This is a genomic window from Rhizobium sp. WSM1328 (assembly GCF_057653715.1).
The window spans coordinates 3,237,657-3,252,124 of the sequence record NZ_CM172788.1; the positions used below are offsets into that span (position 1 = coordinate 3,237,657).

At 60.9% G+C, this 14,468-nt stretch carries 14 protein-coding genes and 1 pseudogene; 8 read left to right on the forward strand and 7 right to left on the reverse strand.

Annotation, left to right across the window (positions count from 1 at the left end):
* The first annotated feature begins 115 nt into the window (after positions 1–115).
* Positions 116–421 (forward strand): hypothetical protein, encoded by a 306-nt coding sequence (locus AC2444_RS16400; RefSeq protein WP_026157454.1) that lies wholly within the window; start codon positions 116–118, stop codon positions 419–421.
* A 37-nt stretch (positions 422–458) separates the two neighbouring features.
* Here the strand turns inward: AC2444_RS16400 and AC2444_RS16405 are convergent, their stop codons facing one another.
* The gene (locus tag AC2444_RS16405) at positions 459–1,415 is read right to left on the reverse strand and encodes an endonuclease/exonuclease/phosphatase family protein (protein ID WP_012758632.1); all 957 of its coding nucleotides are present in this window, start codon (positions 1,413–1,415) and stop codon (positions 459–461) included.
* A gap of 281 nt (positions 1,416–1,696) precedes the next feature.
* Between AC2444_RS16405 and AC2444_RS16410 the strand changes: the two genes are divergently transcribed.
* Complete coding sequence (locus AC2444_RS16410) at positions 1,697–2,713, forward strand: NAD-dependent epimerase/dehydratase family protein (RefSeq protein WP_012758633.1); 1,017 nt, start codon at positions 1,697–1,699, stop codon at positions 2,711–2,713.
* A gap of 45 nt (positions 2,714–2,758) precedes the next feature.
* Here the strand turns inward: AC2444_RS16410 and AC2444_RS16415 are convergent, their stop codons facing one another.
* A complete protein-coding gene (locus AC2444_RS16415) occupies positions 2,759–3,073 on the reverse strand; it encodes a hypothetical protein (RefSeq protein WP_012758634.1) in 315 nt (104 codons plus the stop codon).
* A gap of 843 nt (positions 3,074–3,916) precedes the next feature.
* On the opposite strand from AC2444_RS16415, the gene AC2444_RS16420 reads away from it, so the two are divergent.
* The 6 genes from AC2444_RS16420 to AC2444_RS16445 all read left to right on the forward strand — a co-directional run bounded on the left by AC2444_RS16420 (position 3,917) and on the right by AC2444_RS16445 (position 10,131).
* Positions 3,917–4,618 (forward strand): CerR family C-terminal domain-containing protein, encoded by a 702-nt coding sequence (locus AC2444_RS16420; RefSeq protein WP_012758635.1) that lies wholly within the window; start codon positions 3,917–3,919, stop codon positions 4,616–4,618.
* The gene (hlyD, locus tag AC2444_RS16425; protein WP_012758636.1) at positions 4,615–5,628 is read left to right on the forward strand and encodes a secretion protein HlyD; all 1,014 of its coding nucleotides are present in this window, start codon (positions 4,615–4,617) and stop codon (positions 5,626–5,628) included. The genes AC2444_RS16420 and hlyD overlap by 4 nt, the downstream gene beginning before the upstream one ends.
* Positions 5,625–7,370 (forward strand): ATP-binding cassette domain-containing protein, encoded by a 1,746-nt coding sequence (locus AC2444_RS16430; RefSeq protein WP_012758637.1) that lies wholly within the window; start codon positions 5,625–5,627, stop codon positions 7,368–7,370. Before hlyD ends, AC2444_RS16430 begins: the two co-directional genes overlap by 4 nt.
* Positions 7,367–8,494, forward strand: coding sequence for an ABC transporter permease (locus tag AC2444_RS16435; protein WP_012758638.1), 1,128 nt, complete (start codon positions 7,367–7,369; stop codon positions 8,492–8,494). Before AC2444_RS16430 ends, AC2444_RS16435 begins: the two co-directional genes overlap by 4 nt.
* A 1-nt stretch (position 8,495) precedes the next feature.
* A complete protein-coding gene (locus tag AC2444_RS16440) occupies positions 8,496–9,605 on the forward strand; it encodes an ABC transporter permease (protein ID WP_003542186.1) in 1,110 nt (369 codons plus the stop codon).
* A gap of 130 nt (positions 9,606–9,735) precedes the next feature.
* The gene (locus tag AC2444_RS16445) at positions 9,736–10,131 is read left to right on the forward strand and encodes a DUF1236 domain-containing protein (RefSeq protein WP_012758639.1); all 396 of its coding nucleotides are present in this window, start codon (positions 9,736–9,738) and stop codon (positions 10,129–10,131) included.
* Here the strand turns inward: AC2444_RS16445 and AC2444_RS16450 are convergent, their stop codons facing one another.
* The 5 genes and pseudogenes from AC2444_RS16450 to AC2444_RS16470 form a co-directional block, all read right to left on the reverse strand.
* Positions 10,132–10,344: a hypothetical protein gene (locus AC2444_RS16450; protein ID WP_012758640.1), complete on the reverse strand. Its 213-nt coding sequence runs from the start codon at positions 10,342–10,344 to the stop codon at positions 10,132–10,134.
* A 100-nt stretch (positions 10,345–10,444) separates the two neighbouring features.
* Positions 10,445–11,979: pseudogene (locus AC2444_RS16455) on the reverse strand (winged helix-turn-helix domain-containing tetratricopeptide repeat protein).
* A gap of 100 nt (positions 11,980–12,079) precedes the next feature.
* Positions 12,080–13,123 (reverse strand): Gfo/Idh/MocA family protein, encoded by a 1,044-nt coding sequence (locus AC2444_RS16460; RefSeq protein ID WP_003542190.1) that lies wholly within the window; start codon positions 13,121–13,123, stop codon positions 12,080–12,082.
* Between the two features lie 9 nt (positions 13,124–13,132).
* Positions 13,133–13,918, reverse strand: a complete 786-nt coding sequence (locus AC2444_RS16465) for a ThuA domain-containing protein (RefSeq protein ID WP_012758641.1) — start codon at positions 13,916–13,918, stop codon at positions 13,133–13,135.
* Positions 13,919–14,109: 191 nt separating this feature from the next.
* Positions 14,110–14,451: an SMR family transporter gene (locus tag AC2444_RS16470; RefSeq protein ID WP_003542195.1), complete on the reverse strand. Its 342-nt coding sequence runs from the start codon at positions 14,449–14,451 to the stop codon at positions 14,110–14,112.
* Between the last annotated feature and the right edge of the window lie 17 nt (positions 14,452–14,468).

Below are 14,468 nucleotides of genomic sequence, written 5' to 3' on the forward strand. Positions count from 1 at the left end.
GCAGCCGGAGCGATGGTCGGGCCTTTTCCGGCGCGACCTTCCTCACTGTTGAATTTCCTCTTGGGGTTCTCGTAGAATGGATGTACCGACAGACATGACCGGAGATATCCCCCTGATGCGTACCTTGCCCGTCCTCGCCGGATTCCTTGCAATCATGGTGCCGGGAATGGCGTTTGCCGAAACGGCAAGCATGCGAACCGCAAACGAGTCGGAAATTCGCCAGCACCTGCCCGGTACGTCCGAACTGAAAGAAGCCAAGAACGGCTACGAATATCGCGACGGCAATAAGAATGGCTACAAGATAACCAATGGCCAGGTGTGCGTCCTGTTCCCCAGCAAGAAGACCGATTGCGTCAACGTGAAGACCGACGGCAAGAGGTTTCAGATGATCGACAAAAAAGGCGGCCGAACCAGATTCTGATTTGTGGCCCCGGCAAGATTTCCGTGCCCAGGCAACATCATTTTGCCGGTGAAGTTTCGCCGTCCTTGTCGAGAACGAAGTCGGCGACCAGGCCCGAATGGTTCGAGCCGAGATTATCATCGAGACGTTTCAGCGATGTCAGCTGAAGCGGCGCGCGCGCAAATATGTGGTCGATGGCGATCCCGAGCGCGCCGGCGCCGATCGGCCATGTTGCTGGTTCTGGCGTGATCGTTTTCAGCTTTTGCTCGCGCAGGAAAACCTGGATGCTCGGGGCGATCGCCGAAGAGTTGAAATCACCTGACAGCACCAGAGGGCCGTCGATCGAGCCAAGCGCTTTGCCGAGATCTTCCAATTCAGCCATCTGGAAATCGTCGAAATATGGTTTGGTCAGGTGCGCCGAAACCAGATTGATAGTTTCGCCGCCGAAGTCGACGCTTGCTATAACAAGCCTGTTTTTTCGAAGACTACCCATACTTGCGACCTGACGGCTGACGAATGGGCGTTTGGAGAGCACCAGCGTATCGCATGTATCCTTCCCGGCATCGCAACCGATATGGTAGGGATAGGCCTTGAACAATTGCTGCAGGTGGAACGTCAGCGGCTTGGCTTCGAGCAGATTGACGACGTCGGCATTCGACGCGATCACCATATGGGTGATTTCAGTCGAGTTTTTCCAGTTGTCGATCGCGATGTTGAACGACATCAGACGAAAAAGCGGCAGCCTGTCGGTGCCTCTGTCGCCCTCCGAGAACTCGCGCAGCATGATGACGCCGTGAGCGACGAGAAGAAGCGAGGCAAGCAGAAGGATGAAGCCGTAAATCTGTCTCTTGATGGCCAGAATGACGAGGCTGGCGGCGACGAACACGACGCCGAGGTGAACCTGAAAGCTGTAGACGAAGGACAGAAGCCAGAAGTTCGTGACATAGCGTAACGACACGATGGCGATGGCAACGGTCAGAAAGGCGCAGAGAATCCAATAAACTATATCTCTCATCGATCCTGACCTGCTTGCAGACGACCGGCCGGCCATAACATGCCAGCAATCATGTTGCAACGCAGCATAACGGCAGAGAGTTGCGGCTGACCGGCAGACGATATCGATAGTCTCGTCCTCATCCGGCAAGGCAGCGGCGGACAGGCGGCCGGCAGTAGGGACAGTGCTGTGGCCTTCTCTTTCAAAGGCCTATCGACTCGGCCTCTTTTTATCTTGTAAGTGGGGTCACTTGATACGGAATCGGCTCTTTGCCGTCGGCAGGGAGCCGAGAAAAGGTGGGAATGCGCTACTTCATTACAGGGACTGCCGGCTTTATCGGTTTTCATCTGGCCAGGCGCCTGCTGCAGGAAGGGCATGACGTCACAGGCTTTGATGGACTCACTCCCTATTACAACGTCAAGCTCAAGGAGATGCGCCATGCCGCACTCTCCCAGTTTCCGGCCTTCAGACCCGTCATATCAATGCTTGAGGACCGGCCAGCGCTGGAAGCGGCGGTTCTGGCGGCCAAGCCCGATATCCTGATTCATCTCGCCGCGCAGGCCGGCGTGCGCTACAGCCTGGAAAATCCAGAGGCCTATCTTCGCTCGAATGTCGAAGGCTCGTGGAACATCATGGAAATTGCGCGGCGCGTCGAAATCCGCCATCTGATGCTGGCCTCCACATCATCGATCTATGGCGCCAATGCGACCGTCCCCTTTCACGAGACCGATCGCGCCGACGAGCCGCTGACCATCTATGCGGCGACGAAGAAATCGATGGAACTGATGGCGCACAGTTATGCCCATCTTCACAAGATTCCGACCACGGCTTTTCGCTTTTTCACCGTTTATGGCCCATGGGGCCGGCCCGACATGGCGCTGTTCAAATTCACCAAGAACATGCTTGAAGGCCAGCCGATCGAGATCTACGGCGAAGGCAACATGAGCCGTGACTTCACCTATATAGACGATCTCATCGAGGCGATCGTCAGGCTATCGGCGGTCGTCCCGTCCGAGGAAAATCGCCTCGAAAACACGGCTGTCGAAACGCTCTCGCGCCAGGCGCCCTTCCGTGTCGTCAATATTGGCGGAGGCCAGCCGGTCAGCCTGATGGATTTCGTCGAAACGGTGGAAAAGGCGCTCGGCCGTCCTGCCATTCGCAAGATGCTGGCAATGCAGAAGGGTGACGTGCCGCGCACCTTCGCAGCCCCGGATCTGCTGGTCGCGCTGACCGGATACAAGCCGGATACGACCTTGGATGTCGGCGTCAAGGCCTTCGTCGACTGGTATCTCGACGTACGCAGCGAACTCGACGCCTAGATCAGGATGATTCTAGGCCGGATCGACCTAGAATCTAGTCAGGTGTCAGCGCAGAAACGCAACCGCTTGTACCGCCTCGACCGCCGTCGAAAACACGTAGTCGACAACAACGGTCAGGCTCTGCGAATAGGTCTTGAGCCGGTAACCCTCGCCTTCGATCTCGGCCGGGCTGCGCAGGACGAACGGAACGCCGGGGCGTACGAAACCGGCGCGGGTCGTCAACGGAACCTCGGGCGAATGGCCGATGGCGGAGGTGTACATCAGGTCGCGGGCAAGGCTGGCTGGGCCGATGGCGAATGCCGGCTCGGCAGCGGCAGTGATGGTCAGGCTCAAGGCGATGGCGGCAAAAGTTCTGTGCATGTCGAAGTCCCCGTTTGCGGATCGGCGGGCGTTCGGTTTGCCCGGCTCCAAACGATCGACGCGTCTGTCCACGCTTCGGTCGCTTTCATGAGACCACTCTACACATCAGTATTTTCAGGGCTTTTAAGCGGATCGGTCAAATTTTACGAAATTTGATTTTCTGTCCGGAAGGGCTCGGAACGCATAAGGAAATAGATCCCGGCCGCGAGCCGGGAATGCAACATCGGCAATGACCTGGACGCTGTATCGCAGTCTACAAAATGCGATCCAGCTTCTTGTTTATATGAAGGTTCGGCATCACTCCCGCGCTTTGCGCGGCATGATAGGATTCGCGGGCCGCATCGAACGAGATCGACCACATGATGGCGCTGAGCAGTAGCGCGATGATATAAATCTGAATACGCATCGAACCGGCGATACGGAACGAGCAAGGCAGTTTTGTGTCAAAACATGGTCACAGGAATCACGAAAAAGTGGCGGGCTTTTTGTTTCGCAGTCGGTTGGCGCCAGACACATTAGTGTCGTGAAAATTAGCGATACTGTATCGCTACCTGTTTAGCAGCCGACCCCGAGGCTTGGTTCATCTTCCCTACCCCTAGAACCCTGAGAGGCCCGTTCCCACGGGCCTCTTTGCCTTCTTTCCGGACATTGCAGAACAGCTGAGACCGCCTGGTCCGAATTGACGCTGAACCGCTGAACGGCACATCTCGATCCCCAATCAGGCAAAGCATCCAGCCATGAGCGATGTCACCTTCGCATCAGCAAAGGCATCGGTCGACAACATCTGCTCTCAGAATATATCAATCGATTGACTTATTTTGTCGTCAATGTTATAAAGCTGTCATGATCAAAGAACACGACAGTCAGTCACCGGCCTCCGCCCGTGCCGATATCGCGCGCCAGAAGATGCTGTCCGCCGCCCTCGACGTCTTCGGCCGCTATGGTTTCGACGGCGCCTCGACACGCCAGCTCACAGAAGCGGCCGGCGTCAACCTGCAGGCAATCCCCTATTATTTCGGCAGCAAGGAAGGTCTCTACATCGCCACCGCCGAATATCTGATGATGAGGATCAATACGCATGTCGGTGACATGAGGGCGCGCGTGGGCGCGCATTTGCTGGCGCTCGACGCGGCGGGAAAATCGCTCGGTGAAGCGGAGGCTCGCCATTTCCTGACCGAGATTTTGCAGACCATGGTGACGCTGTTCGTCGGCAAGGAATCCGAATCCTGGGCGCGCTTCCTGATCCGCGAGCAGATGGAACCGACCGAAGCCTTCACACGGGTCTATCAGGGCCTCATGCGGCCGATGATCGAGATGGGCCGGCGGCTGATCGGCGCCATCCTTCATGAGGATCCCGCCTCGGAACATGTGCGCCTGCGCACCTTTACCCTTCTCGGCAGCATCCTCGTCTTTCGTGTCGCCCATGCAGCCGTGCTCGCCCAGATGGAATGGGACGGCGTCGGCCCGGAACAGGTGGAAACCGTGCGGGGCCTTGCCGCAGAGCTGGTCGATGCCATCGGCCCGCCGAAAGGAAGTGCAGCATGAAACGCGTCCTTCCCCTCGTCATCCTTCTTCTCGTTGCTGCGGGTGCCGCCGCCTGGTGGTACGCGCTGCCCCAAAAGCTCGGCTGGTTGCCTGAGGCCAGCCGCGAATTCGTCCTTTACGGCAATGTCGATATCCGCCAGGTCTCGCTCGGCTTCCGCGTCAGCGGCCGCCTCGCCGAACTCCATGCCGACGAAGGCGACCTCGTCAAAACTGGAACGGTTCTGGCAAAGCTCGATGCCGCACCCTATGAATTCGCGGTCCGCTCGGGCGAAGCCAATGTCGCAGCCCTTCAGGCAACGCTCGACAAGCTGAAGGCCGGTCCGCGGCCGACCGAGATCGCCCAGGCGCGCGCCGCCTATGACGAAAGTATTGCCGATCTCCGCAATGCCAACCTCGCCTATGACCGCGCCCGCCAGTTGCGCCCGCAGGGCACGATTTCCGAGGCGAGCCTTGATCAGGCGACCGCTGCAAGGGCGATGGCCGCCGCACGCTCCGACTCCGCCAACGAGGCGTTGAAACTACTGCTGGAAGGTTCCCGCGTCGAGGATATCGCCGCTGCCGACGCCCAGCTGAAGGCGGCGGAGGCAACGCTCGCTTCGGCCCGCACCTCGCTTGATGATACCGAACTGCGCGCGCCAAACGACGGCGTCATGCTCTCCCGTGTGCGGGAGAACGGCGCTATCGTTTCCCCCGCCGACACCGTCTTCGTGTTGTCGCTGACGGAACCCGTCTGGGTGCGCACTTATGTTGCCGAACCCGATCTCGGCCTCATCCATCCCGGCATGAAGGTTGCGGTCACCTCCGATACGGCGCCCGACAAACCCTATGAAGGCACGATCGGCTTCATCTCGCCGGTTGCCGAATTCACTCCGAAATCGGTGGAAACGCCGGAACTGAGGACAGACCTCGTCTATCGCCTCAGGATCGTCATCGACAAGCCCGGCCCGGATCTGCGCCAGGGCATGCCGGTTACCGTGCGTTTTCCCACGCCGACGGCGGGCGGACAATGACCGCCGCCGAGACCGGCCGGGGCGACAAGCCGCTCGTCCGGATCGACGGTGTCACCAAGCGCTTCGGCGATGCGCCAGCCGCCCTTGACGCCGTCTCCGGCACGATTGGCAGCGGCGCAATCACCGGTCTCGTCGGCCCTGACGGCGCCGGCAAGACGACGCTGATCCGCCTGATGACCGGCCTGATGCTGCCCGACACGGGAACGATGGAGGTTCTCGGCTTCGACACGCGCAAGAACCCCGCCGGCATCCAGGCGGCGATCGGCTACATGCCGCAGCGCTTCGGTCTCTATGAGGACCTTTCGGTGCAGGAAAACCTCGATCTCTATGCCGATCTGCGGGGCCTGCCGAAAAGCGAACGCGCAAGCGCCTTCGACGAACTGCTCACTTTTACCGACCTCAAGCGTTTCACCGGCAGGCTCGCCGGAAAGCTCTCCGGCGGCATGAAGCAAAAGCTTGGTCTTGCCTGCGCGCTTCTGAAGAAGCCGCGCCTGCTGCTGCTCGACGAGCCGGGCGTCGGCGTCGATCCGATCTCGCGCCGCGACCTCCGGAAGATGGTCGAGAACCTGACGAAGGAAGGCATCGGCGTGCTTTGGTCGACCGCCTATCTCGACGAGGCTGAAGCCTGCGACCATGTGCTGCTCTTGAACCAGGGAAAGCTGCTGTTTTCGGGAAAACCTGATGACATGACCGGCCGTGTTAGCGACCGGGTTTTCCGCGTCTCGGGCATGACAGGGCGCCGCCGGCAGGTGCTCGCCGGGCTTCTGCAGGCCGATGGCGTCATCGACGGCGTGATCCAGGGCGAAGCGATCCGCCTCGTCGCCGCCAGGGACAAGAAACCGGATATCGGCGCGGCCGGCGATGGCGCGACGCTCACCCCTGCCCCGCCGCGCTTTGAGGATGCCTTTATCGACATGCTGGGTGGTGGTCCTGGCGGCCGATCGAGACTGGCCGAGGCCCAAGGGCCGACGAAAGGCGATGACGACCGGCCGGTGATCGAGGCCAAGGGGCTGACCAAGCGCTTCGGCGATTTCACCGCTGCCGACAATATCAGCTTCGATATCCGTCGCGGCGAAATCTTCGGCCTGCTCGGCCCGAACGGCGCCGGCAAATCCACCACCTTCAAGATGCTCTGCGGCCTGCTGAAGCCGACCGGTGGCGAAGGCCGCGTCGCCGGTTTCGACCTTCGTCGCGATGCCGCCGAAGCCCGCAACCAGCTTGGCTATATGGCGCAGAAATTCTCGCTCTATGGCGATCTGACCGTCATGCAGAACCTCGAATTCTTCTCCGGCGTCTATGGCCTTCGCGGAAGACACCGGCGCGAGCGCATTGACCTGATGGCCGGCATCTTCGATTTCGGCCGCCATATCAGCCAGCCGGCCAAGGACCTGCCGCTTGGCCTGAAGCAGCGCCTGGCGCTTGCCTGCGCCGTCATGCACGAGCCACGCGCCCTCTTCCTCGACGAACCGACCTCCGGCGTCGATCCGATCACCCGGCGCGAATTCTGGACGCATATCAACGCGCTGGTCGAAAAGGGCGTTACCGTGCTCGTCACCACCCATTTCATGGACGAGGCGGAATATTGCGACCGCATCTCGCTGATCTATCGCGGCCGCTCGATCGCGCTTGGTTCGCCCGATGAATTGAAGGCCCGCGTCGCGACCAAGGAGCTGCCTGACCCGACAATGGAGGATGCCTTCATCGCCCTGGTGCAGCAATCCGAGAAGGAGGATGCAGCATGAGCACCTCTTCCGGCCGGATGCGACGTCTCTTGGCCCTCGTGCGCAAGGAAAGCTTCCAGGCGATCCGCGATCCGAGCAGCATCCTCATCGCCTTCGTGCTGCCGCTGATCCTGCTCTTTCTCTTCGGCTACGGCGTCTCGCTCGATACCACCCGCACCCGCATCGGCCTCGTGACCGAGGAGATGACGCCGCTGACGCAGGATCTCTCGGCCAGTTTCCAGGCCTCGCGCTATTTCGATGTGGCCATCGGCCGCGACCGGCGTCTGTTCGAGGAAGACCTCGTGCTCGGCAAGCTGCGCGGCATCGTCGTCATCCCCGCCGACTTCACCACGCGCTACACCGCCGGCAACCGCCCCGATATCCAGGTGATCGTCGATGGCTCCGAACCGAACACGGCGAATTTCGTGCAGAACTATGCCCAAGGCACCGTTGCCAACTGGGAGCGGCAGAGGCAGGCGGACGTCGCCTCCCACAGTCCCGCCATTTCGGTCGAACAGCGCTTCTGGTTCAATCCTGAACTGACCAGCCGCAATTTCCTCGTGCCCGGCTCGATCGCCATCGTCATGACGCTGGTCGGCACGCTTTTGACCTCGCTCGTCGTCGCCCGCGAATGGGAGCGGGGTACGATGGAAGCGATGATGGCGACACCGGTGACGGCGGTCGAACTGCTCGCCGGCAAGATCCTGCCCTATTTCCTGCTCGGCCTCACCTCGATGACGCTCTGCGTGCTGCTTGCGGTCTTCCTCTTCGGCGTGCCGTTCCGCGGCTCCGTCGCAGCCCTCTATGCACTGTCGGCCGCCTTCCTGATTCCGGCGCTCGGCCAGGGCCTGTTGATCTCGACGGCAACGAAGAACCAGTTCCTCGCCTCGCAGTTGGCGCTGATCTCGGCCTTCCTGCCTGCTTTCCTGCTGTCTGGCTTCCTCTTCGAGATCAATTCCATGCCGACCGTGATCCAGTGGATCACCTTCATCGTGCCGGCGCGCTACCTGATCCCCAGCCTGCAGACGGTGTTCCTGGCCGGCGATATCTGGCCGATGTTTCTGCAGGCGATCGGCGTGATGCTGACGATCGGCGCCATCATGTTCGTGCTTGCAGCCCGCAGCACCAGAAAGAGGATCGGTTGAGATGTGGACAAGGCTCTACGCCCTGATCGTCAAGGAACTGCTCGCCGTCCTGCGTGATCCCAAGGGCCGCGCCATCCTGATCGGCCCGCCGATCGTCCAGCTTCTCGTCTTCTCCTATGCGGCGACGCTCGAAGTCCGCAATGTCGACGTGATGATCCTCAACCGCGACAACGGTCACTGGGGCCAGGAACTGATCGAGCGCATCGATGGCTCGCCAACCTTCCGGAAAATCGAGATTGCAGGAAGCCAGGCGGAGGTCCGGGTGGCGATCGACAACCAGACGGCCATTGCGGCCGTTGAGATCGGCCCGGACTTTTCCCGCAATATTGAGGCGGGAGCGCCGGCCGACCTGCAGGTGGTGCTCGACGGCCGCCGCTCCAACGCCTCGCAGATCGTCGCGGGCTATCTCTCGCAGATCGGGGCGGCGCTTGCCGCCGAGACGCCGGCCGGCAAACGTGCCGGCGCCGACATCGTCTCGACAGTGCCGCGCAACTGGTTCAACCCGAACCTGACCTATCAATGGTTCATGGTGCCGAACCTGATCGCCAGCATCGCGCTGCTGATCGGTCTCATCGTCACGGCGCTGTCGATCGCCCGCGAGCGCGAACTCGGCACCTTCGACCAGTTGATGGTCTCGCCGCTGCGCATCCACGAGATCCTGATCGGCAAACTGATCCCACCGATGATGATCGGCCTCTTCCACATCACCGTCTATATCCTGGCCGCCGTCTTCCTCTTCGAGGTGCCGCTGCGCGGCTCGCTCTTCCTGCTTTACGGCAGCGCGATCTTCTATCTCGGCTCGGTCGCCGGCCTTGGCCTCTTCATCTCGGCGCTGTCGATGACGCAACAGCAGGCGATCCTCGGCGCCTTCCTTTTCATGGTTCCGGCCATGCTGCTCTCAGGCTTTGCGACGCCGATCGAGAACATGCCGGGATGGTTGCAGCCGGTGACCCTGATCAATCCGCTGCGCTATTTCCTGGTGATCGTCAAAGGCGTCTTCCTGAAGGATATTCCGCTGAGCGAGGTGGTGAACCAGACGATCCCGCTGGCGCTGATCGCCACTGTTACGCTCAGCGCCGCCGCCTGGCTCTTCCGCCGGCGGCTGGAATAATGCCTCCCGACTCAGGCTTCAGCCGCCTCACATAATGTGAACCGGCCTTCCAAAGCGTGACTCTCTCCTGCTGGAACCTCGGATTGGCGTGGTCGTTACCCAAACGCAACCCCAGCAGAGGAGAAGCAAAATGTACAAGGTCCTACTTGTCTCCAGCGCCCTTGCGCTGTCGTCACTTGCAACCAATGCGCTCGCTGATGGAGCCGTGACCGGTGCAGCCGGTGGCGCCATCACCGGCGCAATCGTCGGCGGCCCCGTGGGTGCTGCCATTGGCGGCGTGGCCGGCGGTGTCGCCGGTGCCGTTGTGGATCCGCCGCCGCGCGAGGTCGTCACCTATGTCCAGCAGCAGCCGGCCCCGACCGCCTCCGTGGTGGTCGAGGAACCGATCGTCGTCGGCAAGCCGCTTCCGGCAGACGTCGTCGTAACACCGGTGCCTGACAATCCGAAATATGCCTATACGGTCATCAACAATCAACGCGTGATTGTCGAACCCCGCACCCACCGTGTGGTGCAGGTCATAGAATAATCAGGCAACCGAAGCCGCCTGTTGCGGCTCGGCAACTTCCGGCCCCGCTTCGGCGGGGCCTTTTTTCGTGCGCTCGCGCCACCTGCCGATCAGCGAGAACAGAACGACAAGGGGCTGTGGCAGCTTGACCCCCTGCGGCAGCGCCTCTATCGGAATTCGGTCGCCGTAAAGCTTGCCCTGTTTGAGCGATAGAATATGCATGCTGGAAAGCATGAGCCGATCCTCCATCCTGATTGATGGTATCAGCGTGGCCGAAGCGACGAGGCTGGGTCCTTAAAGCTCCGGTTAAAAGCTGCAAAAACTTGCAAAAAGCCTATGGCCGCGGACGCATCCCGGCGCGCGCCAGCCCTTCCAGAACCGGCGCAAAACGCTGTGGATCCTTTGCCGGCTGACCCGCCAGAATGCCTTCCAGTGTCACATCAGGTGCAATCGCCTCGAGCGCATGCAGGAACTGGCGCGCCTACTCCATATTGCCGAGATGCGCGTGTGCGGCGATCAGCATCCAGTAGGTCGGGTCGAAATGGGCGTTCAGTGCCAGCGAACGTGACGCGTGTGAAATTGCAGCCTCGTAATTGCCGCGGAAGATTTCGGCCATGGCGATGCCGGTCAGCGAGAAACGTGCATCCGGATCGCGGGGTCCCAATTTCACGGCGCGATGCAGGCGCTCGAGCGCATGTTCGATATCGCCGCAGTGCAAGGCCGCAATGCCGGAGCAGGCCGCGACCAGAAGATCGTTGGGATTGGCGGCAGCGGCGGCCTCCAGCACAGCCATGCCGCCTTCATAATCCTTGCCAGTCTGCAGCAATGCCATGCCGCAATGGGCCATTACGCGGGGATCACCTGCCGAATGCTGAAGCCCGCGACGGGCAAGACTGATGCATTCCGCCTTGTCGTCCTTCCCGAGCCGCGGCCAACCCATGGTCATGCGATGTTCGAGCGCCCAGGCGGCATGCGAAAGCAGCATCGCATTTTCCGGCTCCATGGCGAGAGCCTCCTGCAGCAAGGCATAGGCGACGGCATTGTTTTCGATCGACTCGTCGATGATCGCGGCAAGGGCACGCAGATAGAGATCGTAGACAGCAGGACTGTTCGGCCTGTCGCGTCGTGACCTCTGGATCTCGGCGATCTCGATCGCCGGCTCGACGATCGAGGCGACGCGTTCAGTGATACGGTCCTGGAAGGCGAAGATGTGGCTTATGCCGTCTTCAAAATGATCGGCCCAGAGATTGGTCGCCGTCACACCGTCGACTAGTTGCACATTGATACGCACCTGCCCGCCCTCCCGCCGGATGCTGCCTTCGAGCACGTAGCGCACTCCGAGTTCCCCAGCCACTTGTCGCACATCGATGCTGCGTCCCTTGTAGACGAAGGCGGAATGGCGCGAGACAACGGAAAAGGAGCGGAAACGCGCAAGGGCGGTGATGATCTCCGTCACCACGCCATCGGCAAATAATCCTGGTCGGCGTCACCGCCGAGATTGACGAAGGGAAGAACCGCGACGGAAGGCGGGCGCGACGCCGCAGGCGCCATCCCGCCATCCTCCTGGCGCGGCAGGCGATAACCAACCCTGGGAACCGTGACGATCCACTCCGTGCCATCGGGCCTTGCACCGAGAATCTTCCTGAGCGTTGCAATCTGAACCGTGAGGTTGCCTTCCTCCACGGCAAGCCCCTGCCAGGCCCGATCCATCAGGTCCGCCTTGGTGACGACGCGGCCCTCAGCCTCCAGCAGCATGCCGAGCAGAGCCGCCGGCCGTGGTCCCGTCGCAACGGACTTCCCTTCCCGCCACAGGCTTCCTGTCACGGGATCGTAAACGAACGGACCGAAGGAGAGCCTCGAGCTGCCCATGCAGAAGCATAGCGTGAAACTCTCGCAAACTGAAAGCCGATGACGCGCTGATGCGTTGCAAAAGCCGCCGTCGGAACGGCGGCTTGTCAGTGACGCAGGATCAGACCTTCAGCTCGCGGCGCTCGCGTTCGGTCACCATCGCGAGGTCGAGCACCTTCTGCAGGTTGGCGGCGTGGCGGAAGTTCGGGTCCGGCTGGATGCCGCTTGCCACGGCCTCGGCAAAACGCTGGTAGTTGGTCGCCACCGGTTCAACCTCGATCTTCGTCCAGGTGGCGGTTTCGACATCCTCGCCGAGGCAGCCATGCAGCTCGGAACCGCTGGGACGATGGATGACCTCAAGGCTGCCCCTCTCGCCATAAATGCGCAGCTTCAACTCGTTCAGATGCCCTGTCGCCCAGCGGCTGGCATGGATGACGCCGAGCGCACCGTTGGCAAAATCGACGGACATGGTGAAGCTGTCATTGGCATCGAGCAGATATTCGCCGATCTGGCCGCCCGGCGCCTTGTTGAACGTCTTCAACCGGGCAAAGACGTGATCGATGTCGGTCGCCGCGCCATAGGCGGCGAAATCGAGAATATGGATGCCGACGTCGCCAAGCACGCCGTTCGAACCGTGGCCGGTGGAAAGCCGCCACAGCCAGGTCGATTCCGTGCGCCAGTCACCCCAGGCGCGCGACACCAGCCAGCTCTGGAGATAGGAGGCTTCCACGTGTCTGATCGTGCCGAGCTCGCCGGCGAGCACCATCTCGCGGGCGCGCTGCAGCGGCGCGACGTTGCGATAGGTGAGGTTGACCATGTTGATGACGCCGGCCTTTTCGGCCGCCTCCGTCATCTCCAGCGCCTTCGCATAGTTCTCCGCCAGCGGCTTTTCGCAGAACACATGCTTGCCCGCAGCAATCAGCGCCATCGTCGTCGGGTGATGGATGCGGTCGGGCGTGACATTTGTCGCCGCATCGAATTCACCCCAGGCGATCGCCTCCTCCAGCGAAAGAAATCGCTTTTCGATGTTGAACTTGTCGGCAAAGGCCGAAAGCCGCTCGGGATCGGTGTCGACGGCGCCGACCACCGTCACGCCGTCGATGAGGGGGAAGCGGGCGAGCTGGTTTTTCGCCATCACCCCCGTGCCAAGAACGAGTAGTCGCATGGATGCTCCTCAGCGGTAACCGGCTTCGCCGGCCTGGTGCAGTCTTGGGCCGCGTTCGACGATCGGCTCCAGTGCTTTTTCTACCGGCACATTTGGAGCATCGGTAATGCTCTTCAATGCACCCTCGGGATTATAGGCCCACTTCACGCCGTTGATCAGCACCTTCTGGACATTGACGTCATGATAGGTCGGATAGGTCTCGTGGCCGGGGCGGAAATAGAAGATGTTGCCGGCGCCGCGGCGCCAGGTCAGGCCTGAGCGGAACACTTCGCCGCCCTGGAACCAGGAGATGAACACCGTTTCGAGCGGTTCCGGCACAGAGAACTGCTCGCCATACATTTCCTCGTTCTCAAGCTCGAAATGCTCGCCGATACCGGCGGCGATCGGATGGCGCTGGTTGATCGTCCACAGTCGCTCGCGCTCACCCGCCTCGCGCCACTTCAGCGCGCAGGGCGTGCCCATCAGCCGCTTGAAGATCTTGGAGAAATGGCCGGAATGCAGCACAAGCAGGCCCATGCCTTCCCAGACGCGCTTGGCGACACGCTCGACAACCACATCGGAGACCGCGCCGTGATCCTTGTGGCCCCACCAGGTCAAGACGTCGGTCTCAGTAAGACGTGCTTCGCTGAGGCCGTGCTCCGGCTCCTGCAGCGTCGCTGTCGTCGCCGAGATACTTGGATCGGTGTTCAGCGCATTGGCGATCGTCGTGTGCATGCCCTCGGGATAGATCCCCCGGACGATCTCATTGGTAGTCTCGTGAATATTCTCTCCCCAGACGACGGTGCGAATGGCCATGATGTGCTCCTGTAGAACCTGGAAATATCGATAGGCGGGAAGGCAGGATTCAAAGCGCTTTGGAAAACGGCGCTGGCTGCGCCTCGTCTCCTCCACGTCCAAGGAACACATAGACCTTTGTCAGTATTTTGACAAAGGGGAAAATTTATCGGCCGAAGGCGGAGAAGCCGCCTGCCAATATCACAGCAATATCAATGCGAAACGGACTTCGAGAACAGATTGACGACCATAACGCCCGATATGATCAGCCCAAGGCCGACGATCGCCGGCAGGTCGAGGCGCTGCTTGAAGAACACCAGGCCGACCGAGGAAATCAGCACGATTCCCAAAGCGCTCCAAATCGCATAGGCGATACCGACCGGGATGCTTTTCAGAGTCAGCGACAGGCAATAGAAGGCGGCCGCATAACAGGCGACGACGAGTGCCGTCGGCCCGATGCGGGTAAACTGCTGCGACAGCTGCAGTGCGGTCGTGCCGATGACCTCGAGCACGATGGCTGCAAACAGCAGCCCGTAGACGGCGGCCTGGCTCATGGCGAATTCCTTTTCGA

Coding starts and splice junctions, on each gene's coding strand:
- AC2444_RS16445 (WP_012758639.1), top strand. CDS start 9,736: ATGTACAAGGTCCTACTTGTCTCCAGCGCCCTTGCGCTGTCGTCACTT.
- AC2444_RS16450 (WP_012758640.1), bottom strand. CDS start 10,344: ATGCTTTCCAGCATGCATATTCTATCGCTCAAACAGGGCAAGCTTTAC.
- AC2444_RS16460 (WP_003542190.1), bottom strand. CDS start 13,123: ATGCGACTACTCGTTCTTGGCACGGGGGTGATGGCGAAAAACCAGCTC.
- AC2444_RS16470 (WP_003542195.1), bottom strand. CDS start 14,451: ATGAGCCAGGCCGCCGTCTACGGGCTGCTGTTTGCAGCCATCGTGCTC.
- AC2444_RS16435 (WP_012758638.1), top strand. CDS start 7,367: ATGAGCACCTCTTCCGGCCGGATGCGACGTCTCTTGGCCCTCGTGCGC.
- AC2444_RS16465 (WP_012758641.1), bottom strand. CDS start 13,918: ATGGCCATTCGCACCGTCGTCTGGGGAGAGAATATTCACGAGACTACC.
- hlyD (WP_012758636.1), top strand. CDS start 4,615: ATGAAACGCGTCCTTCCCCTCGTCATCCTTCTTCTCGTTGCTGCGGGT.
- AC2444_RS16405 (WP_012758632.1), bottom strand. CDS start 1,415: ATGAGAGATATAGTTTATTGGATTCTCTGCGCCTTTCTGACCGTTGCC.
- AC2444_RS16420 (WP_012758635.1), top strand. CDS start 3,917: ATGATCAAAGAACACGACAGTCAGTCACCGGCCTCCGCCCGTGCCGAT.
- AC2444_RS16400 (WP_026157454.1), top strand. CDS start 116: ATGCGTACCTTGCCCGTCCTCGCCGGATTCCTTGCAATCATGGTGCCG.
- AC2444_RS16440 (WP_003542186.1), top strand. CDS start 8,496: ATGTGGACAAGGCTCTACGCCCTGATCGTCAAGGAACTGCTCGCCGTC.
- AC2444_RS16430 (WP_012758637.1), top strand. CDS start 5,625: ATGACCGCCGCCGAGACCGGCCGGGGCGACAAGCCGCTCGTCCGGATC.
- AC2444_RS16410 (WP_012758633.1), top strand. CDS start 1,697: ATGCGCTACTTCATTACAGGGACTGCCGGCTTTATCGGTTTTCATCTG.
- AC2444_RS16415 (WP_012758634.1), bottom strand. CDS start 3,073: ATGCACAGAACTTTTGCCGCCATCGCCTTGAGCCTGACCATCACTGCC.